We start from the raw sequence: 18,426 nt of genomic DNA, 5'->3' as shown, positions 1-18,426 counted from the left end.
ACATGATTGTTCTATTCTCAGGCAACAATTTTACTGGGCCAGGTACGACATCATGGAACTGCTGCAATCAATGCGCCTGTTCGCCAGGCTTGCTGAACTCGGCAGCTTCACTAAAGCCGCCGAGTCACTGGACATCGGGCGACCTCAGGTCACCCGCTACATCCAGGAGCTGGAGACGTCATTGGGCGTGCGCCTGTTCCAACGCACCACGAGAAAGGTGGCACTCACCGCCGAGGGGGAACGGTTCTATGAACGAGTGCAGGAAATTCTCGCGGATATTTCTGCCGCGACCTCGATGTTCGACCGTACCGGAGCAACGCTCTCGGGCCGACTGCGCGTCGATATCCCCACCGCTTTCGCGCAACTGGAATTCATCAAGACCCTGAAACAATTCACTGGCACCTTCCCCGGCATCAACATGGTCTTGGGCGTGACCGACCGAGCCGTTGACCTGATCGGTGAAGGCATCGACTGTGCGTTGCGTATAGGCGATTTACCGGACTCGACATTGATCGCCCGCCCCATCGCGCTGGCCACCATGGTGACGTGCGCAGCGCCCGAGTATCTGCACGAGCACGGCGAACCCGGGACACTCGACGACCTGGCATCCCATCGAGGCGTCAACTTCCTGTCCGGTCAGAGCAACAGGACATTGCCTTGGCACTTCTCGGTCAAAGGACAGGATCGAGCGTTTGTGAGTAACGCCGGCATCACGGTCACCGAGTCGAATGCTTACGTTCAGTGCGGCGTGTCGGGTTTCGGAATAATCCAGGCGCCGGGCATCACCGTGGCCGAGTATCTGGACAGCGGCGCTCTGGTAGAAATTCTAAGGCCCTATCGGCCAACCCCTCGCCCGGTGTCGGTGCTGTATCCGAGCCGCACGCACCTGGCTGCGCAAGTGCAGGCTTTTGTTGAATGGCTGCAAGAGCGTTTTTTGCAGCTTTATCCTGACTGGCTCGAGCCACTGAAATCATCCCAATAGGGCGGCTCGCCAATCGCACTGATGAAGTAGTCCCATACCACGCGAACCTTCTGGGAGCGCAGGCGGTTCTCGGGGGAAATCAAATGGATCTGGCTTGGCGTCTGTTCGACCGACCCCTCCCATTCGGGCAACAGCTCAATGAGCTGCTTGTTCATGAAACTTTCTGGACTGAAGAGCCAGGACGGAAAAAACACAATCCCCCGCCCCGCGAGTGTCGCTTCTACCAGTACCTGCCCATTGTTGCTCCTGAGCGGGCCATGCACCTCGATGATTTTCACCTCGGCGCTGGCGGGCTTTCGAAAATACCAGCGCTGCGCCCCGCCGGTTCCCTTGTAGACCAGGCACGCATGGTTCTGCAGATCCTCTGGCGAAGCGGGTTTGCCGTGCTTCGCCAGGTACTCTGCGCTAGCACATAGAATGTATTGCTGGTCACAGATCTTGCGGCCAATCAATCCGGAATCTTCCAGGTGCCCCACCCGGAATATGAGGTCGGCGCCCTCCTGAACCGGGTCGATAAAGGCATCGGTGACCGTCAGTTCAACGGTCAATTGCGGATACTTGTCATACAGGCCATTCAACAGTTTCACGATATGCAGGCTGCCGAACGCCACCGGCGCGTTGATCCGCACCAGGCCACGAATGTCGCCACCCTTGCCGGTGACTTCCTCATCGGCGGCATCGAGCAACTCCAGCACTTCGCGGATCTGCGCGTAATAACGCTCGCCCGCATCCGTCAGCTTGACTGCGCGGGTATTGCGATACAGCAGCTGCTGGCCCACTTCCCGCTCCAGCGCCGCGATGAAGCGTGAAACGGAGGACGCAGGGACGCGAAAATGTCGAGCCGTCGCCGAGAAGCTGCCGGTCACGGCGACCATGGCAAAGTATCGGTGCGCTTTGAGGTGCATAGGGGAAGTCTCCAGCAGAAGGCGCAGTGAAAATGTACTAAAACAGAACGGCTGCCGATTGTCCTCTCGCGTCTATTTGCATCAGGCATGAAAAAGCAGCCGCACCGGATACCGGTGACGGCTGCCAACACTTCAGGAAAGTCGCGACTGCTTACCCTCGATGGGGCGCGTAGTCGACATAACCTTCGGCCCCGCCGCCGTAGAAGGTTTCGCGCTTGGCTTCGGTCAGAGGCCAGTTGTTCTGCAGGCGCGCCACCAGATCAGGGTTGCTGATGTAAGCCGTGCCAAATGCGGCAAGGTCGATGATGCCGTCATTGATGAGGTCTTGCGCGCGTTGGCGCGACATGCCGCCCGCCAGAATGAGCGCAGTCTCGGGCAATTTTGATTTGATGGTCGACAGCAAATTGATAAAGGTCGCTTTCGGGCCGCCACCGCCACCTTCGGTACCCGGGGCAGGGAATCCGGACTGGTCCATGACATGAACATAGGCCAATTGCCGAGCGCCAATCTCTGTAGCAAGTGCGGTATAGGTTTCATCGATCTGCTCATACAACGGCATATCGAACAGTTGACCATAGGGCGAAATGCGGATGCCCACGCGGCCAGCGCCGATCCGCGCTACCACGGCGTCGATGACTTCCAGGGTGAAGCGCAGACGATTTTCCAACTGATCAGCCGAGTACTGATCGGTTCGATCATTGACCAGCGGATTCATGAACTGCTCGAACAGATAGCCATTGGCACCATGAATTTCCACGCCATCAAAACCTGCCGCGATCGCATTGTCCGCCGCCTGGGCGAACTCGCCGACAATCCGCGACACCTCGGCCGTTGTCAGCTGGCGCGGCGCCGGTGGCGCTACCAACGCCGGCTTGCCGTCAGCGTCGTAGCCGAACGCTGTCGCGCCCACCGCTTGCTTGGACGTGGCGCTCACCGGCAGTTTCCCGCCCTCCTGGATCGACGGATGCGAAACACGACCCACGTGCCAGATTTGCGCAAACATCTTGCCACCCACGGCATGCACCGAGTCGGTGGTGAGGCGCCATCCAGCGATTTGCTCGGGGGTGTAGATGCCGGGATTGAAGAGGTAGCCTTGGCCTTCACGGGATATCGGCGTGCCCTCGCTGACGATCAAGCCTGCGGTGGCGCGCTGTGCGTAGTACAACGCCACTCGCTCATCGGCGGCATCATTGGGCGCCCGAGAGCGGGTCAAAGGTGCCATGACGATACGATTTTTGAGCGTGGTGTCGCCCAAGCGCACTGCTTCGAAGAGTTTCGACATTGGAGTTTCCATAGTTGATCGAGTGAGAGGACGATCAGCTGAGTGACAGGCAGACAATGCTGACTGTCTTGAGCTCACGCCAAAAGTCTGATGAGTTGCAGCGATGGATCGATGCTAACTTCGCAATGCTGCTGCAACAATCCACTCGAATCGCAAATGACTTTTGCTTTTTTAGCAACGCATTCAGGGTTGGTTGCTCAGCACCCGAATCCTGCGGTCCGCTCATAGCCCGAGCTCCGTGCGCCTGCCCGTACGTCAACGCAAGTTCCAAGGCCGGTTGCAGGGGGTATAACTAACAGAACAACAGGCGGGTCACCCAGAACAGGCCCTCCAAAGGCAGCGCCCGGGCCAGGCGCTCCAGGTCTGATCGGCGCCTGCGGCGCGGAGCGATGTGATGAGTTCCAGAGCATGGCAATGGGCTCGCAAGAGCCTTCTTGGCTGCATCGAGTTGGCCTTGCTGGTCGTGCCTCTGCACGCCAGCGCCATGTTCAAATGCCAAGCCAGGGACGGCGCCATCAGCTACACCAGCCAGGCGATCGCCAGCGCCCGCTGCACTCGCCTCGATGGTACGGTGGGCGCCAGTGTCGGCACCAAGGCAATGGCCCTGCCACGTCTTGTGCAGGACGACGACTCAGGCGCGGTGCGGATTCGGGTGTTCACCTTCATCCACAAGGGTGTTCGTCAGTATGTGAGCCGGCGCCCTGTCGGGATCGCCGCACGGGTCGATGTCCTTGAGCTCTATTACATCAAGGGCTGCTATCTGTGCATGGCGCCGAAGGATTTCAAGGTCGCCTCACTGCGCCTGGACACCCATTCCTATCAACGGGAGATCGAAGCCGCTTCGGGTCAGTATGGTGTCGACCGGGCGCTGGTCCGCGCAGTGATACATGCCGAATCGGCGTTTCGCCCCAATGCCATTTCCGAAGCCGGCGCCCAGGGGCTGATGCAGTTGATGCCCGCCACCGCCGAGCGCTTCGCCGTGGACAATCCGTTCGACGCACGACAGAACATTCGTGGCGGCGTGCGCTACCTGGCCTGGCTGCTCAAGCGCTTCAACGGCAACCAGGTGCTGGCGTTGGCAGGTTACAACGCCGGCGAAGCGTCCGTGGACGAGTACAACGGGGTGCCGCCCTACGCCGAGACGCAAACCTACGTCACCCTCGTGCAATCCTTGACCGAACGCTATCGCAACCAACGCTAGTACCGTTGGGGCGGTTGGCGCCGCAGGTGCAAGCTTTTGTCGAATGGCTGCAAGAGCGCTTTGTTGATCAGATCAAGGTGGCTAAGCTGGCGTCTTTTCCAGCGACAGGGACGTTCTGCGCGCAGTGTGGTTCGACTTTGTTCTGGTCACGTTCTCAAGGTGAATTTTCCGATTGGGTTTCGATAGCACTGGGCACACTCGACACCCCCTTCACGCCTCAGGAGCAAAAACACGTTTATGTCGCCTCCAGAGTTCACTGGTATACGCAAGCCAGCTCATCGCCTCGGATCGATTGACCGCAATCGGCTAAAAGCGCCCGGTGGTCGTTGCATTTCTCTTGTCGCCGGCCTGTGGCTAAGCTTAATGAACCGAGGTGAATTGAAACCTGGGTGAGAGCGGCCATCAGCGGATCTTCATAGGCATCAAGACAGAGCTCCCAAAGGAGACCACCATGTATGCGGTTATAAGAACCTACCTGGGTGCTGGAGCAAAGCAGCTTTTCGAGCGATTGGAAGAGCGCAGGACCGACGTCGAAGCCGCCCTGCGGACAGTGCCTGGCCTGGTCAGCTACACGCTGCTCAATACCGGTGATGGTGGTACGGCGGTGACTGTTTGCACGGACAAGGCCGGCAGCGACGCGAGCTTGAAAGTGGCACGGGAGTGGGTCCAGAAAAATGCATCGGATATCCACGCGCAGCCGCCGATCGTAACGGAAGGTCCGGTCATTGTGCAGATAACATAACGCCGAGGGTTACCCAGGCACACTCGGTACTTCCATCCCGACCTTCACCCGATCCAGCGCCACGATGGTCTTGAACCAGGTCACGTTGGGATTTTCGGCAAACAATCGCCGCGCCAGGGCCTGGTATTCCTGCATGCTGGCGACGGTCAGCACCAGGACGAAATCCACTTCGCCGGTGACGTAGTAGCACTGCTGGACTTCGGGCACGGCGAAGTGCGCCTTCATCGCCTCCAGCGCCTCGATGCTGGTGCGCTCGGTCATTACTTCCACGATGATGGTGATCGGCCGTCCTACCGCCGTGGGGTCGACGATGGCAACGTTGCCCGTGATCACGCCCCTCTCCTCCATCCGCTTGATGCGGCGCTGAACAGCGGCCGTGGAGAGATTGACCTGCTCGGCCATCACGCGCAGCGGTGTGGTGTTGTCGCGCTGGACCAGGTCGAGGATGGCACGGTCGAATTTGTCCAGTGATTCAGATGCAACGTCGAGTTTTGCCATGGTGAGCCTGCGAGAAATTTTCTCGAAAACTAGCAGAAAACAGCGCCCCTTTATCTAGCAGCGAGAAATATTATCTTGCTGGCAGTCTGCATGGGCAGCCTGGTTGCGGACTCACACAAGGAACGTTTGGCATGCTCGCTCTGTTTCATCTTTCCCCTGTGCTGTTGGTGACGGCCATGCTCGTGGTGCTGCGGCGGCCGCCCGTTCACGCCGCGATGGCCGGCACCCTGCTGGTCGTGGTGCTCTGGCTGGCCGGTGCTGTCGATGCGTGGCGCCCGGACAGCCTGCTGGCCGCCGCTCAAGATACCGCCGTGCTGTTTGCAAGCACCGCGTTCGTGATCGTGCCGGGGCTGGCCTTCGTGATTTTCATCGAGCGCCTGGGGGTCAACCTGGCGCTGAGCCAATGGGTGCGCTCGCTGGGCCTGGGGCGCGGCGATCAGGTCGTGTTCATCGTGCTCGGGCTGGCGCCGTTGCTGGAAGCGATGACCGGGTTTGGCGTGTCATTGATAGCCACGGTGCCCTTGCTGCTCAGCCTTTTCGAACGCCGGGTCGCGCTGCGAATAGCGCTGACCGGCATGGCGATCATGCCGTGGGGAACGCTGGGGCTGGCCTCGGTCATTGGCGCTTCCCTGGCTCATCTGGACGCGACCGCGCTGGCTGCGACCTCTTCCCTGACCAGTGCTCCGGTTTTCTTTGGCCTCAGCGCGCTGGCGCTGTACCTGGCAGGGGTTCGCGAACAGCGGGCATGGCGATCGCTTGGTATTTTCTGGCTGCTATTCGTGGCGGTGCTTTACAGTGCCAGCCGCTGGTGGGGGCCGGAGGTGGCCGGTGTTGCCGCGGGCCTGGTGACTTCCGCTGCGGTACTCGCTGGCGGGCTGTGGCGCCTGCGTCGCGGCGACAGCGAGCGCGGTCCGGTGCGCTGGCCACGCCAGGCCTGGCCGTACCTGTTGCTGATTGTCTACATCGTCGGCTTGAAACTGCTCTGGAGCATCACCGCCTGGCAGGACAGCTGGATCGTCCAGGGCAGCCAGGTCTCCTGGAAACCCCTCGCCTCACCAGGTGTGGCATTGATGCTGGTGCTGATCGGGCTGGCGTTTCATACACGCAATGCACAACGCCAGACCGGGCTGCCTGCTGCGCTCGCTGCACGCGTTAAGCGGCCATTGTTGACCATCTTCTTCTTTCTCGCGATGTCGCAGATGATGGTGAAGGCCGGCTTCCTGGCGGGGCTGATGCAACTGCTGGCGGGCCTGTCGCCCACTGCTGCGACGTCGCTGGTGGCCATGCTGGGCGCGCTGTCGGGCTACATGACCGGGTCGAATGTCGGCGGCAACGCGATCTTCATGCCGGCCATCGCGATGCTGCCCGAGTATTCGCGCCTGTTGCTGGCAGCGGTGCAGAACAGCGCGGCCGGGCATGCGGCGCTGGGTTCGCTGTCGATCGTGATGCTGATTCTGGGGCTGGCAAAAACCGAGGCCCGGGAAGAAGGCGAACTGGTACGGTTCGGCTTCGGGCTGGTGTGTCTGAATACGGCGTTGGTCGCATTGGGCGCGGGGTTGCTCAGCGGGTGGTTTGGCTAGCATAACGAATCAAGCCCCGAGGACTCGGGGCTTGATGGTCAGACGGTATCAGGACTTGCGTCCCCCGCCTCCACTCATGTCATCGTCCTTGCGTCCCATTCCAGTGGACTTGTCCTGGTCATCTGCAGTATTGCTGCCGCGTCCGCTGCCTTGTCCGCCGGTGGATGATTGATCAGCCTTGTTGGACTGTTGTCCACCTGAAGCCTGGCCACCTTTTTGGCCTGGTTTGTTCATGTTTTCCTTGTCGTCGGCCCATTCGCCTCCGCGGTTGGTTCCCTGCCCGCCTCCAGCCATACGATCGCTGTCACGCGATGCTTGTCCGCCGGAAGCCTGACCGCCTTTTTTGCCGGCATCAGCCGCCTTGTCCCGATCAGTGGAAAGATTGCCGGGATTTTTATTTCCTGTATTGGCCATTTCTATTCACCTCTGCATCGTTGGTACGAGCGTGGGCTCGTATACGTCGGAGGACGGGTAAAACAGAAAGTTTGAAAGCAATTACAGTGCTTGCGACGAGTGGATCCGGGCGTTTGGTTCCATAAAAAACGGGCACAAACGATGGACGGCGGGAGCCTGATGGAGTGGGCTTCCAAGAAGGTTTCCAGATCAATCACTCGATTTTTACTAGACTTGATGTGTCCTCCACGCCTCACAACCAGGTGGTCAATCGATGACTGAACACATCGTGCATTTTCACTGCCAGATCGACCAGGGCACCACCGAGCGCTTCCGCGACTGTTGCCTCGAAGCCATCGACCAGGGCGCCACCTCGCTGCTCCTGAACCTGTCCACGAGCGGGGGTAGCACCAATTTCGGCTTCACCCTCTACACCTTCCTGAAATCACTGCCGGTACCGCTCTGCGCAATCAACGCGGGCAACATCGAATCCATGGGCATCATCATGTTCCTGGCCGCCGGCCGGCGTATCACCTCGCCCCATTCACGCTTCCTGATTCACCCGATGAACTGGTACTTCAGCCAAAAATCGGTCGACCACCAGCGCCTGCGTGAATACCTGTCGAGCCTGGACAACGACCTCGCCCGCTACGTGCAGATCTTCACCCTCGAAACCGCTGACGCCGAGACCAAGCTCGATATTTTCCATTGCCTTTCAGCGGAAGAAAAAGTCATCGCCGCGCACGAATCCCTGGCCTACGGCATTGCCCATGAGATGAAGCAAATGATGTTCGCCGATGACGTCAAACACTGGAAAGTCAGTGGTGGATGACCCGGGCGATGATGGCTTCATCGCCCGTGCCCCTGCCCCCTCTTATTCAGTCACCGCTGCCATGTGCTCCGCAACTGGCTCTGCACTGCCAATCGGTGCGTTGAGCAGCAGGAAGTACGCCAGGGCCGAGCACAGCGCCACCACCGCGCTGATCATGAACGCCGTGTTGAACGACCCCGAGTACTGGATGCTGAAGCCGGTAACGATTGGCGCGACGGAACCTGCGATGTAGCCGCCGAAGTTCTGGATCGAACCGAACGAGGCTACACGGCGGCTGTCGACGATGGTGTTGACGATCATCCAGGCGGTGGCGCTGGCCATGTTGATGCTGAACAGCGCCAGGCACAGCAGGATGATGCAACCGGTCAGGCCGCTGACAAACGACAGCGGCAAGGTGAACAGCGCGGCGAGCACCAGGCCGGTGATCACACCGAACTTGCGGCTGGCCAGGATGCTCATGCCACGGCGCACCAGCATGTCGCAGAAGCGCCCGGCAACGATGGTGCCGACCGCGCCAAAACCATAGGCCAGCGACACCAGCCACGCGGTCTTGTACAGGTTCATGCCATGCTCGCGCTCGAAGTAGCCGGGCAGCCAGGTCAGGTGCAGCCACAGCATGTAGATCACGCCCATGAAGCCCAGGACTGCGCCCCAGGTGCTGCGGTGCTTGAACAGGTCGAGCCAGCCGGCGAAGTAGGACACCTTCGGCGCCTGCGCCTCGGCGGCCTGCACACGCGGCTGTTTCTCGCAGGGCAGCGGCTTGCCTTCAGCCGCCAGCTCGGCCAGGTACTGCGCCTTGCTCTTGTAGAAGGTCAACCAGCACAACGCCAGGACGATACCGATCGCACCGGTGATGATGAACATGCCGCGCCAGCCGAAGTTGACCATGAACAGCGTCAGCAACGGCGGTGCCAGGCATGGCCCGAGGCAGGTCGACGACCAGACGATCCCGGTCGGGGTCCCGCGCTCATTGGCATCGAACCATTCGGACAGGGCCTTGGCCGCCGAAGGGAACATCGGTGCCTCGCCAATCCCCAGCAACACGCGCAGGCCCATGAAGCCGGCAAAGCTGTTGACCATGCCGAAGGTCGACTGCGCCACCGACCACGCCAGTAGCGAGGCGCCCAGGGCGATCTTGCTGCCCAGCCGGTCGATGATCAGGCCCATCGGCAACTGCGCAAACGCGTAGGCGATGGAGAAGGCCGACAACAGGATGCCCATTTGCGAGGGGCTGATCATCATGTCCTTCTGGATCGAGGTGTTGGCGATCGACAGCGCACTACGGTCCAGGTAGTTGACCATGCCGATCAAGAGCAGGAAGACAACGGTGATGCTTTGATACTTCTTCAGTGGGTTCATCTGATGGCCTTTATTATTGTTATTGCAGCGGTTGCAATGCCGGGGCGATCCATCCACCGGTGATGCACTCTTGTTGTCTTTTTTTGTAGGAGCGAGCTTGCTCGCGAAAAACTTGAGCACGACGCGTTTATTCAGAAAGCACGCGTCATCGTTAACGATCTTCGCGAGCAAGCTCGCTCCTACAAGGGATCAGGTAAGGGCTGGCAGTTGCAACTGCGCGGCCATCTGGTTGAGGTCGTCGACCACTTTGTGCGACAAGCTCAGGCCTTCGTCCAAGGCCTGCTCGCGCAGTTTCAGGCCCGCCTGGCCCGGCAGGCGCACCGGGTGCTCGGGATCGACCGCACGACTGCCCAGGATCAACTTGCTCAGGAACGAGGTTTCGTCGGTGAAGGCCTCCAGCCCACCGAAGAAGCGCGGATCGATCACCACCGTCGTGGCCGAGGCGCCCCACTGCTCCGGACTGTCCTTGCGCCCGTGACCGGCCAGGCCCGAGGTCAGGGCCTCGACCAGGATCGCCAGGGCAAAGCCCTTGTGCCCGAAGGCCTGGCCGCCCAAGGGCAGGATGCTGCCCGGCGGGGTGCTGAAAAAATCACCCGGCGCGTCGCTCACCTGGCCCGCGTTGCTCATCAGCACCGGGTGCGGCAGGTTGCTGCCGGCGTCGCGGCATTGACCGACCAGGGCCAGGGTCACGGTGGACATGCTGACATCCAGCAGGATCGGTGCGCCCCGGGTCGGGATGCCGGCGGCGATCGGGTTCGGGGTGTAGATCGGGTCGATGCCGCCATGGGCGCACACCACCCCGACGGACGGGTCCGAGGAGTAGACCATGGCGATAAGGCCACGGTCGGTGAAGGGTTTCAAGTAAGCGGCCAGGCAACCGATGTGCGCGGCACGGCGCACCACGGCGATACCGATGCCCTGCGCTGTGGCGCCCTTGGCCGCGCTGTCCAGGGCACGGCTGACACAATAAGGACCGAGTACGTAGTGGCCATCGAACAGGCTGGAAATACCGCTGTCGGACACCTGTTCGAGGTTCTCGGCCCTGGCCTTGACCTGGCCGCTGAGCATGCCGCCGATATAGCGGCTGACCAGGTTGAGGCCGTGGGTGCGATGGCCCAGCAGTTCGCCTTCGAGCAGCACCCGCGTCACCACCTGGGCGACCTCGGCATCGGCCCCGGCTTTTTCAAACAGTTGCTCGACAAACGCGGTCAGCGTTGGCGCGGCGTAGCGTTTGGCTTCAGTCATAGATGCTGTTCCCTGATCAATTGAGCGCCGCGGTGGTGGGCTTGCCATCGACCAGCCGTTGCAGACCCAACGGGTTGGCATTCTTCAAGGCATCGGGCAGCAACGCGTCGGGCACGTTCTGGTAGCACACCGGGCGCAGGAATCGATCGATCGCCAGGGTGCCGACCGAGGTGCCACGGGCATCGGACGTGGCCGGGTAAGGCCCGCCGTGGACCATCGCATCGCACACCTCGACGCCGGTCGGGTAACCGTTGAGCAACACCCGGCCGACCTTCACTTCCAGCGCGCCGAACAGTTCACCATAGGCATCCAGGTCTTCGTTCTCGGCTAGCAGCGTGGCCGTGAGCTGGCCGCGCAAGGCACCGACGGCGCGCAACAACTCAGCCTTGTCCGCGGCCTGGACCACCACCGTGCAAGGGCCGAACACCTCTTCCTGGAGCAATTCGTCCTGTTCCAGCAGCAGGCTGATATCGGCCTCGAACAGTTGTGGCTGCGCCTGGTTGCCCGCTTGCGCCAGGCCGCTCAAATGCTTGATGCCCGAATGCGCCTGCAACGCCTGCAAGCCTTTGCCGTAACTGTTCAGGGTGCCAGGATTGAGCATGGTCTGCGGCGCCTGTTCGCCCATGTGCCCGGACAGTTGTTCGATGAAGGCGCTGAACGCCGGCGAGCGAATACCCAGCACCAGCCCGGGGTTGGTGCAGAACTGGCCACAGCCCTGCACCACCGAGGCGGTCAGCTCCCGGGCCATTGCCGCGCTGCGGTGGGCCAAGGCCTGGGGCAGGACAAGCACCGGATTGATGCTCGACATCTCGGCGAACACCGGGATCGGTTGCGGCCTGGCGGCCGCCATGTCGCACAGGGCACGGCCGCCCTTGAGCGAGCCGGTAAAGCCCACCGCCTGAATGCCGGGGTGCTTGACCAACGCCTCGCCGACGCCGGCACCAAAGATCATGTTGAACACGCCAGCCGGCATGCCCGTGCGCTCGGCCGCCCGAATCAGCGCCTCGGCCACCCGCTCGGCGGTCGCCATGTGCCCGCTATGGGCCTTGAACACCACCGGGCAACCGGCGGCCAGGGCGGCGGCGGTATCGCCACCGGCCGTGGAGAACGCCAGGGGGAAGTTACTGGCACCGAACACCGCCACCGGGCCGACGCCAATGCGGTACTGACGCAGGTCCGGGCGTGGCATTGGGGTGCGTGCCGGTAGCGCCTGGTCGATGCGCGCTCCGTAAAAGTCACCGCGGCGCAGCACCTGGGCAAACAGGCGCATCTGGCCACTGGTACGCCCGCGCTCACCCTGGATACGAGCGCTCGGCAGCGCCGTCTCCTGACAGGTCAAGGCGATGAAATCCTCACCCAGGGCGTCGAGCTCAAAGGCGATGGCCTCAAGGAATTCGGCGCGACGAGCCGCCGACAGGGTGCGAAAGGTCGCAAACGCCGCGCTCGCCGCCGCCACCGCGGCATCGACTTCCGCCAGGGTGGCCTGATGGAAAGCGCCTGGCAGGCGCTCGCCGGTGTGGGCGTCGAGGCTGTAGACCAGGGTGTCGCCCAGGGCACTGCGCTGGCCGGCAATGAAGTTGTATCCGGAAAATTGCATGGTGTTCGCCTTGTGAAAGTTGCGGGGCTGTCAGTCAGGTCACGGCGCCGATCTGCCAGGGCACGAATTCGTTCTGCCCATAACCGTGTTGTTCGCTCTTGCTGCGTTCGCCGGAAGCGATTCGCAGCATCTGCGCGAAGATGTAGGCGCCGCGTTCTTCAATGCTGGTGGAACCGTCGGCGATGCCGCCGCAGTTCACATCCATGTCTTCTTCCTGGTGCTCGAACACCCGGTTGTTGGTCGCCAGCTTGATCGAAGGCGCTGGCGCGCAGCCGTAGGCCGAGCCACGGCCGGTGGTGAAGGCGATCAGGTTGGCGCCGCCGGCGACCTGCCCGGTGGCCGAGACCGGGTCGTAGCCCGGGGTGTCCATGAACACCAGGCCCTTGGCGCGGACCGCTTCGGCATACTGGTAGACATCCACCAGGTTGCTGGAGCCGGCCTTGGCCACCGCGCCCAGGGATTTCTCGAGGATGGTGGTCAGGCCCCCGGCCTTGTTGCCGGCCGAAGGATTGTTGTTCAGTTCGGCGTTCATGCGCCGGCAGTAGTCTTCCCACCAGTGGATGCGCGCGATGAGTTTTTCCCCCACTTCACGGCTCACGGCGCGGCGCGTCAGCAAATGCTCGGCACCGTAGATCTCCGGGGTCTCGGACAGGATCGCAGTGCCACCGGCCGCCACCAGGCGATCGACGGCATTGCCCAACGCCGGGTTGGCCGTGATGCCCGAGTAACCATCCGAGCCACCGCACTGCAGGCCGACGATCAGGTGGCGCGCGCTGACCGGTTCGCGTTGCACCTGGTTGGCCTTGGTCAGCAAGGCCTTGACCTGCTCGATGCCACTGGCGATGGTTTTCGAGGTGCCGCCTATGCCCTGGATGGTGAAGGCGCGCAACTGGTCACTGGCCGCGAGACCCTGAGTCTGCAGCAGGCTCTCGATCTGGTTGGTTTCACAGCCCAGGCCGATGATCAGCACTGCGGCAAAGTTGGGGTGAACGGCGTAGCCACCGAGCGTGCGGCGCAACAGTCCCAGGGCTTCGCCGCTGGGGTCTACTGCACAACCGGCGCCGTGGGTCAGCGCCACGACGCCGTCGATGTTGGGGAAACCGGCCAGTGCTTCGGGGTGGATGTCCCGGCGAAAGTAATCGGCCACGGCCCGGGCCACGGTCGCCGAACAATTGACCGAAGTGAGGATGCCGACATAGTTGCGCGTCGCCACACGGCCATCGGCCCGCACGATGCCCTGGAACACCGCTTCGGTGGCTGGCGTTGCGTGGGCATCGACGCCGAAGGCATAGTCCCGGGCAAAGTCGCCCATCTCCACGTTGTGCACGTGCACGTGGTCGCCAGCCTCGATGGCCTGAGACGCAAACCCGATGATCTGCCCGTAGCGACGCAGGGGCTGGCCCTGCTCCACGCGCTGGGTGGCGACTTTATGGCCAGAGGGAATCGACTGGCGCACGGTGACGCCTTCGGCTTCCAGGCTCAGGCCTTCAGGCAGTACCTGCCGGGCGATCACTACGTTGTCCAAGGGGTTGAGGCGAATCACGGCAGGGTCGCCGGTCCGTGTACTGGCTATCAGTTGCATGGGACCTCTCAGGGTATAGCGGCCGACTTCTTGTTATGGCGTCACCCCTTCTGTGGAGGGTGAATCTGCGCCAACTGTAAGGATCCAGCCCCTGGATTCCCAATGAGATGATCCGATCAACTGATAACCAAACGTTATCACTACGCCCTAATGCGCCCTGAAATAGTCGAGCAGTGTCGTGAGCGCCACCGATTTGGGACGGGACCCCAAAGTCAGCAGGCCAATATTGACCATGGAGATCGGCAGTTCCACCGCCAGGACAGAGACCATGCCGTAGCGCGCGTAATGCTCGGCCACGTCGCTGGGCACCACCGCGATCATGTCCGACGCTTCGAGCATCGCCGTGGTGGCCAGAATCGAGGCGGTTTCCACGATATCCAGCGCCTGCACCATGCCGCCCGCCTGCAGGGCACTTTCCACCCGGCGGCGCATGGGGCTGCCCATGGGGTGCAGGATCCAGGTCTGGGTGATCAGGTCGGCCAACTGCAAGGGCGCAGCACCCGCCAGGGGGTGGCCGGCACGGGCCACCACGCGCATTTGCTCGCCACTGTCGAACAGTTCGATGTCCAGGCCCTGGCTGTCGCTCTGATCCGGCACTCGCCCCAACACCACATCGAAATCGCCGCGCAGCAAGGCCGGCAATAAGGTATCGCTGGTGCCGACCTCAATGCAGATCCGCACTTTGGGGTGATCGCGCTTGTACGCCAGCACCGCCTTGGTCAGCAGCGTCGGCACCGGCCCCATCACACTGCCGACCCGCACCAGCCCCGTGGCCCCGCGCGCCAGTTCGGCGATCTGCTCCTGGGCATGTTCGAACTCATGCAGCGCGCCCTGGGCGTAGCGGATCATCACCTCGCCATACAGGGTCGGCTGCATGCCGCGCGGCAATCGATCGAACAGGCGCACGCCCAGTCGCTCCTCCAGTTGCTGCAGCAGCAGGCTGGCGGCCGGTTGCGAGGTGTGCATCGCCGTGGCCGCCCGGCGCAGGTTGCCGAACTCGCCCAGGGCATTGAGCAAGGTGATCTGCCGGCTGGAAATCTTCAGGGCGGCGAAATTGCGCAATTCGGGCGCCGTGATTTCTGGCTCGACAGACATATCAAATCCGATATCGATACTTAGGAAATTGCGATTATGCCTGTATCACGTAGCGATCTACAGTCGAGCCTCCCTATGGTCACCCAGAACAAGAATCCGCCATGAGCATTCGAATCACACACCTGAGCGTGCGCGACATCCGTTTCCCCACTTCCCTGTCCCTGGACGGCTCCGACGCGATGAACAGCGCGCCGGACTATTCCGCCGCCTATGTCGTGCTGCACACCGACGCCCCTGGCCGCCTGGAAGGCCACGGCCTGACCTTCACCATCGGCCGTGGCAACGAAATCTGTGTCGCGGCCGTGCAATCCCTGGCGCCGCTGGTGGTGGGCCTGACCCTTGAAGAAATCGTCGCCGACATGGGCGCCTTCTGGCACAACTTCACCGTGGGCGACAGCCAGCTGCGCTGGCTGGGCCCGGAAAAAGGCGTGATCCACCTGGCCACTGCGGCCATCGTCAACGCGATCTGGGACCTGTGGGCCAGACGCGACGGCAAACCCGTCTGGAAGTTGCTGGCTGACATGACCCCGGAACAATTGGTGCGCTGCCTGGATTTCAGCTACGTCACCGACGTGCTCACCCCCGAAGAAGCCATCGCCCTGCTGCGCCGCCAGGTGCCGGGCAAAGCCCGACGCGAGGCGCAAATGCTCGGTGAAGGCTACCCCGGCTACACCACCGCGCCGGGCTGGCTGGGCTACAGCGAAGAAAAAATGCGCCAACTGGCGCGCGCGGCGGTCGAGGATGGCTGGACCCACATCAAGCAGAAAATCGGCGCCAACCTGGAGGACGACATCCGCCGCGCCACCATCCTGCGTGAAGAAATCGGCTGGGAACGCAGCCTGATGATGGACGCCAACCAGGTCTGGGGCGTCGACGAGTCCGTCGCCAACATGCGCCGCCTGGCGGCATTCGATCCTTTGTGGATCGAAGAGCCGACCAGCCCCGACGACATCCTCGGCCATGCCAGCATCCGCCAGCGCATCGCACCGATCGGCGTGGCCACCGGTGAGCACTGCCACAACCGGGTGATGTTCAAGCAGATGTTCCAGGCCGGCGCACTGGACTTCTGCCAGCTCGACGCGGCCCGCCTGGGTGGGCTCAATGAGGTGTTGATCGTGTTGCTGATGGCGGCCAAATTCGACATCCCGGTCTGCCCCCATGGCGGCGGTGTCGGTTTGTGCGAGTACGTGCAGAACATCGCGTTGTTCGACTACATCGCCGTCTCGGCTTCGCTGGACAACCGGGTCCTGGAGTACGTCGACCACCTGCACGAACACTTCCTCGACCCGGTGGTGATTCGCCGCGGCCGCTACATGCCGCCGCAGCGGCCGGGGTACAGCATTGAAATGAGCGCTGAGACACTGGAGCGTTATCAGTATCCGGGTGGCGCGGTGTGGGTCGATATACAGGCGCACGCGGGGACGTAAAATTCAGATGCCCAACAAAAAGGGCCCCTCTCGGGTAATGCTGTTCACTTTAGGTTGGAGGGCTCCAGGTGGATATTTGAATTAGGTGTATATCCATTCCTGCGGTAACGGCCACCTATGGTTTCGCTCTTACAGCGAGTCACTTGGAAAAGCCCCAAGTAACCAAGGGCTCTTGCCCCTGACGTTCGGTGCCTCGCTAGGGCTCGGCACCGAGTGGTGGGGCAAGAGCCTTTTGGTTCCTTTTTGGCGTTTGAAAAAGGGACTCGCCGTAAGGGCGAAACCATAAGTGGCCGTTACCGCAGCAATGGATATCCCCCCAATCCAGTTTTTAACAACCCATGATTGAGTGAACAGCATTGCCCCGCTCGGGGCCCTTCGTACTCAAACCAAGACGTGCCTTACTTGCTACTCGACAACCCCAAGTCATTTCCAGTGGTCTGTTTCGAACCGTCAACCCGCAGACGCTTCACATCGCTCGCCGTTACCGCCGCACCCTGGTTACCCCAGCTCGTCCTGATGAAAGTCACCACCGCCGCAATTTGCTCGTCTGATAATCGCCACGCAAAATCCGGCATGGTGAAGGTTGAGGGTGCAGCATGAGTGGCTGGTAATGTCCCGCCCTTCAGCACAATGTTGATCAGAGAGGTAGCGTCCTCAGTCTGCAGCACCGGGTTGCCGGCCAACGCAGGAAACACACGAGCGTAACCGTGACCATCGGTTCTATGACAGGCCGCACAATTGTCTATGTACACCGAAGCGCCGGGTTTGCTGTCGTCTCCTCGCCATAGAGCATCCGCCACCTGTTGGTCATATTGATGGGGCTTGTCGTCTGGATCGTTGGGCGGCAGGCTTTTCAGATAACGGGAAATGGCCCGCAAATCAGCCTCCGTCATGTATTGCATGCTGTGCTCGACCACATCACTCATACCACCGAAGACAGCACCTCTGTCGCTACGGCCGGTCCGGAGAAATTGCACCAGATCATCTTCGCTCCAGCTCCCCAGTCCATCCTTGTGATCACCACGAAGATTCTTGGCGATCCAGCCTTCCAGAGGAGCGCTGCCGGACAAAAATAGCGGGCTCTCACTGGCACTCAGGGCCTTTTCCTGCATCGTGATTGCACGCGGTGTATGGCAGGCACCGCAATGGCCCAGGCCTTCGACGAGATAAGCGCCACGACTGACCACTGGATCTGCACCCACTGGTTCCTGATGGGTTTCGACTTTTGGGGCGAACAGTTCCCGCCAGATCGACAGTGGCCAACGCATGCTCAGGGGCCATGGAATATCGGTCTCCTTGTTTGGCTGTTCAACAGGCTCCACGCCCTTCATGAAGTACGCGTAGAGCGCTTGCATGTCGGCCGGGCTGACACGTGCGTAGGAAGGAAATGGCATGGCGGGATACAAGCTGCTGCCGCTCTTGCCGATCCCATGGCGCACAGCCTTGTCGAAGTCATCAAAGCTGTAGCCGCCAATGCCACTGGCATCAGGGGTGATGTTGGTCGAGTACACCGTGCCGATCGGCGTCTCCATGCCAAGCCCGCCGGCGAAGGGTTTGCCACCCTTGGCGGTATGACAGGCAACGCAGTCACCGGCACGCGCCAGGTATTCTCCCTGTTTGATTTGGGCATCGGTGGACTCTGCAGCCCATGCCGGGAGGTTCGCGCAGAGCATCAACGCCGCGACAAATACTTTTTTCATCACGTG

At 61.5% G+C, this 18,426-nt stretch carries 16 protein-coding genes and 1 pseudogene; 7 read left to right on the top strand and 10 right to left on the bottom strand.

All coding sequences use genetic code 11. The annotated features are described in order from the left end of the window. The first annotated feature begins 52 nt into the window (after positions 1–52). On the top strand, positions 53–982 hold the full coding sequence (locus tag ACYP2Q_RS00385) for a LysR family transcriptional regulator (RefSeq protein ID WP_459728571.1): 930 nt from the start codon (positions 53–55) through the stop codon (positions 980–982). Here the strand turns inward: ACYP2Q_RS00385 and ACYP2Q_RS00380 are convergent. Continuing rightward, positions 943–1,887: a LysR family transcriptional regulator gene (locus ACYP2Q_RS00380; protein WP_459728570.1), complete on the bottom strand. Its 945-nt coding sequence runs from the start codon at positions 1,885–1,887 to the stop codon at positions 943–945. The two genes, ACYP2Q_RS00385 and ACYP2Q_RS00380, sit on opposite strands and share 40 nt — an antisense overlap. 151 nt (positions 1,888–2,038) lie before the next feature. Then, positions 2,039–3,169 carry an alkene reductase gene (locus tag ACYP2Q_RS00375; protein WP_459728569.1) on the bottom strand — a complete coding sequence of 377 codons (1,131 nt, stop codon included), beginning with the start codon at positions 3,167–3,169 and terminating at the stop codon, positions 2,039–2,041. Between the two features lie 394 nt (positions 3,170–3,563). Between ACYP2Q_RS00375 and ACYP2Q_RS00370 the strand changes: the two genes are divergently transcribed. The 3 genes and pseudogenes from ACYP2Q_RS00370 to ACYP2Q_RS00360 all read left to right on the top strand — a co-directional run bounded on the left by ACYP2Q_RS00370 (position 3,564) and on the right by ACYP2Q_RS00360 (position 5,112). Then, positions 3,564–4,370: a lytic transglycosylase domain-containing protein gene (locus ACYP2Q_RS00370; RefSeq protein ID WP_459728568.1), complete on the top strand. Its 807-nt coding sequence runs from the start codon at positions 3,564–3,566 to the stop codon at positions 4,368–4,370. 113 nt (positions 4,371–4,483) lie between these two features. Beyond that, positions 4,484–4,666: pseudogene (locus ACYP2Q_RS00365) on the top strand (GFA family protein); the annotation flags it as partial. 155 nt (positions 4,667–4,821) lie between these two features. Next, positions 4,822–5,112 (top strand): hypothetical protein, encoded by a 291-nt coding sequence (locus ACYP2Q_RS00360; RefSeq protein WP_459728567.1) that lies wholly within the window; start codon positions 4,822–4,824, stop codon positions 5,110–5,112. Positions 5,113–5,121: 9 nt separating this feature from the next. Here ACYP2Q_RS00360 and ACYP2Q_RS00355 read toward each other — a convergent pair whose 3' ends face one another. After that, the gene (locus tag ACYP2Q_RS00355) at positions 5,122–5,610 is read right to left on the bottom strand and encodes an Lrp/AsnC family transcriptional regulator (protein ID WP_459728566.1); all 489 of its coding nucleotides are present in this window, start codon (positions 5,608–5,610) and stop codon (positions 5,122–5,124) included. 131 nt (positions 5,611–5,741) lie between these two features. Here ACYP2Q_RS00355 and ACYP2Q_RS00350 point away from each other — a divergent pair, with 131 nt between their 5' ends. Beyond that, positions 5,742–7,190, top strand: coding sequence for an L-lactate permease (locus ACYP2Q_RS00350; RefSeq protein ID WP_459728565.1), 1,449 nt, complete (start codon positions 5,742–5,744; stop codon positions 7,188–7,190). A 48-nt stretch (positions 7,191–7,238) separates the two neighbouring features. Here ACYP2Q_RS00350 and ACYP2Q_RS00345 read toward each other — a convergent pair whose 3' ends face one another. Continuing rightward, on the bottom strand, positions 7,239–7,604 hold the full coding sequence (locus tag ACYP2Q_RS00345) for a KGG domain-containing protein (protein WP_459728564.1): 366 nt from the start codon (positions 7,602–7,604) through the stop codon (positions 7,239–7,241). A gap of 253 nt (positions 7,605–7,857) precedes the next feature. On the opposite strand from ACYP2Q_RS00345, the gene ACYP2Q_RS00340 reads away from it, so the two are divergent. After that, positions 7,858–8,415, top strand: a complete 558-nt coding sequence (locus ACYP2Q_RS00340) for an ATP-dependent Clp protease proteolytic subunit (protein WP_046817303.1) — start codon at positions 7,858–7,860, stop codon at positions 8,413–8,415. A 42-nt stretch (positions 8,416–8,457) separates the two neighbouring features. Here ACYP2Q_RS00340 and ACYP2Q_RS00335 read toward each other — a convergent pair whose 3' ends face one another. From ACYP2Q_RS00335 to ACYP2Q_RS00315, 5 genes are all read right to left on the bottom strand, one after another. After that, positions 8,458–9,774, bottom strand: coding sequence for an MFS transporter (locus ACYP2Q_RS00335; protein ID WP_459728563.1), 1,317 nt, complete (start codon positions 9,772–9,774; stop codon positions 8,458–8,460). Between the two features lie 189 nt (positions 9,775–9,963). Continuing rightward, a complete protein-coding gene (locus tag ACYP2Q_RS00330) occupies positions 9,964–11,019 on the bottom strand; it encodes an Ldh family oxidoreductase (protein WP_459728562.1) in 1,056 nt (351 codons plus the stop codon). 16 nt (positions 11,020–11,035) lie between these two features. Then, positions 11,036–12,616 (bottom strand): aldehyde dehydrogenase (NADP(+)), encoded by a 1,581-nt coding sequence (locus tag ACYP2Q_RS00325; protein ID WP_459728561.1) that lies wholly within the window; start codon positions 12,614–12,616, stop codon positions 11,036–11,038. 34 nt (positions 12,617–12,650) lie between these two features. Then, positions 12,651–14,198 carry a UxaA family hydrolase gene (locus ACYP2Q_RS00320; protein ID WP_459728560.1) on the bottom strand — a complete coding sequence of 516 codons (1,548 nt, stop codon included), beginning with the start codon at positions 14,196–14,198 and terminating at the stop codon, positions 12,651–12,653. A gap of 147 nt (positions 14,199–14,345) precedes the next feature. Next, positions 14,346–15,293 carry a LysR family transcriptional regulator gene (locus ACYP2Q_RS00315; protein ID WP_459728559.1) on the bottom strand — a complete coding sequence of 316 codons (948 nt, stop codon included), beginning with the start codon at positions 15,291–15,293 and terminating at the stop codon, positions 14,346–14,348. A 101-nt stretch (positions 15,294–15,394) separates the two neighbouring features. Between ACYP2Q_RS00315 and ACYP2Q_RS00310 the strand changes: the two genes are divergently transcribed. Next, positions 15,395–16,720, top strand: coding sequence for an L-fuconate dehydratase (locus ACYP2Q_RS00310; protein ID WP_459728558.1), 1,326 nt, complete (start codon positions 15,395–15,397; stop codon positions 16,718–16,720). Between the two features lie 398 nt (positions 16,721–17,118). Here ACYP2Q_RS00310 and ACYP2Q_RS00305 read toward each other — a convergent pair whose 3' ends face one another. Next, positions 17,119–18,420 (bottom strand): c-type cytochrome, encoded by a 1,302-nt coding sequence (locus tag ACYP2Q_RS00305; protein WP_459728557.1) that lies wholly within the window; start codon positions 18,418–18,420, stop codon positions 17,119–17,121. Positions 18,421–18,426 lie beyond the last annotated feature (6 nt).

The organism is Pseudomonas sp. MHK4, from assembly GCF_054600775.1.
The sequence above is the reverse complement of the archived record's forward strand: the minus strand, read 5'-3'. Positions and strand labels throughout refer to the sequence as shown.

Coding starts and splice junctions, on each gene's coding strand:
- ACYP2Q_RS00370 (WP_459728568.1), top strand. CDS start 3,564: ATGAGTTCCAGAGCATGGCAATGGGCTCGCAAGAGCCTTCTTGGCTGC.
- ACYP2Q_RS00350 (WP_459728565.1), top strand. CDS start 5,742: ATGCTCGCTCTGTTTCATCTTTCCCCTGTGCTGTTGGTGACGGCCATG.
- ACYP2Q_RS00345 (WP_459728564.1), bottom strand. CDS start 7,604: ATGGCCAATACAGGAAATAAAAATCCCGGCAATCTTTCCACTGATCGG.
- ACYP2Q_RS00340 (WP_046817303.1), top strand. CDS start 7,858: ATGACTGAACACATCGTGCATTTTCACTGCCAGATCGACCAGGGCACC.
- ACYP2Q_RS00325 (WP_459728561.1), bottom strand. CDS start 12,616: ATGCAATTTTCCGGATACAACTTCATTGCCGGCCAGCGCAGTGCCCTG.
- ACYP2Q_RS00375 (WP_459728569.1), bottom strand. CDS start 3,169: ATGTCGAAACTCTTCGAAGCAGTGCGCTTGGGCGACACCACGCTCAAA.
- ACYP2Q_RS00315 (WP_459728559.1), bottom strand. CDS start 15,293: ATGTCTGTCGAGCCAGAAATCACGGCGCCCGAATTGCGCAATTTCGCC.
- ACYP2Q_RS00310 (WP_459728558.1), top strand. CDS start 15,395: ATGAGCATTCGAATCACACACCTGAGCGTGCGCGACATCCGTTTCCCC.
- ACYP2Q_RS00355 (WP_459728566.1), bottom strand. CDS start 5,610: ATGGCAAAACTCGACGTTGCATCTGAATCACTGGACAAATTCGACCGT.
- ACYP2Q_RS00330 (WP_459728562.1), bottom strand. CDS start 11,019: ATGACTGAAGCCAAACGCTACGCCGCGCCAACGCTGACCGCGTTTGTC.
- ACYP2Q_RS00335 (WP_459728563.1), bottom strand. CDS start 9,774: ATGAACCCACTGAAGAAGTATCAAAGCATCACCGTTGTCTTCCTGCTC.
- ACYP2Q_RS00320 (WP_459728560.1), bottom strand. CDS start 14,198: ATGCAACTGATAGCCAGTACACGGACCGGCGACCCTGCCGTGATTCGC.
- ACYP2Q_RS00385 (WP_459728571.1), top strand. CDS start 53: ATGGAACTGCTGCAATCAATGCGCCTGTTCGCCAGGCTTGCTGAACTC.
- ACYP2Q_RS00380 (WP_459728570.1), bottom strand. CDS start 1,887: ATGCACCTCAAAGCGCACCGATACTTTGCCATGGTCGCCGTGACCGGC.
- ACYP2Q_RS00305 (WP_459728557.1), bottom strand. CDS start 18,420: ATGAAAAAAGTATTTGTCGCGGCGTTGATGCTCTGCGCGAACCTCCCG.
- ACYP2Q_RS00360 (WP_459728567.1), top strand. CDS start 4,822: ATGTATGCGGTTATAAGAACCTACCTGGGTGCTGGAGCAAAGCAGCTT.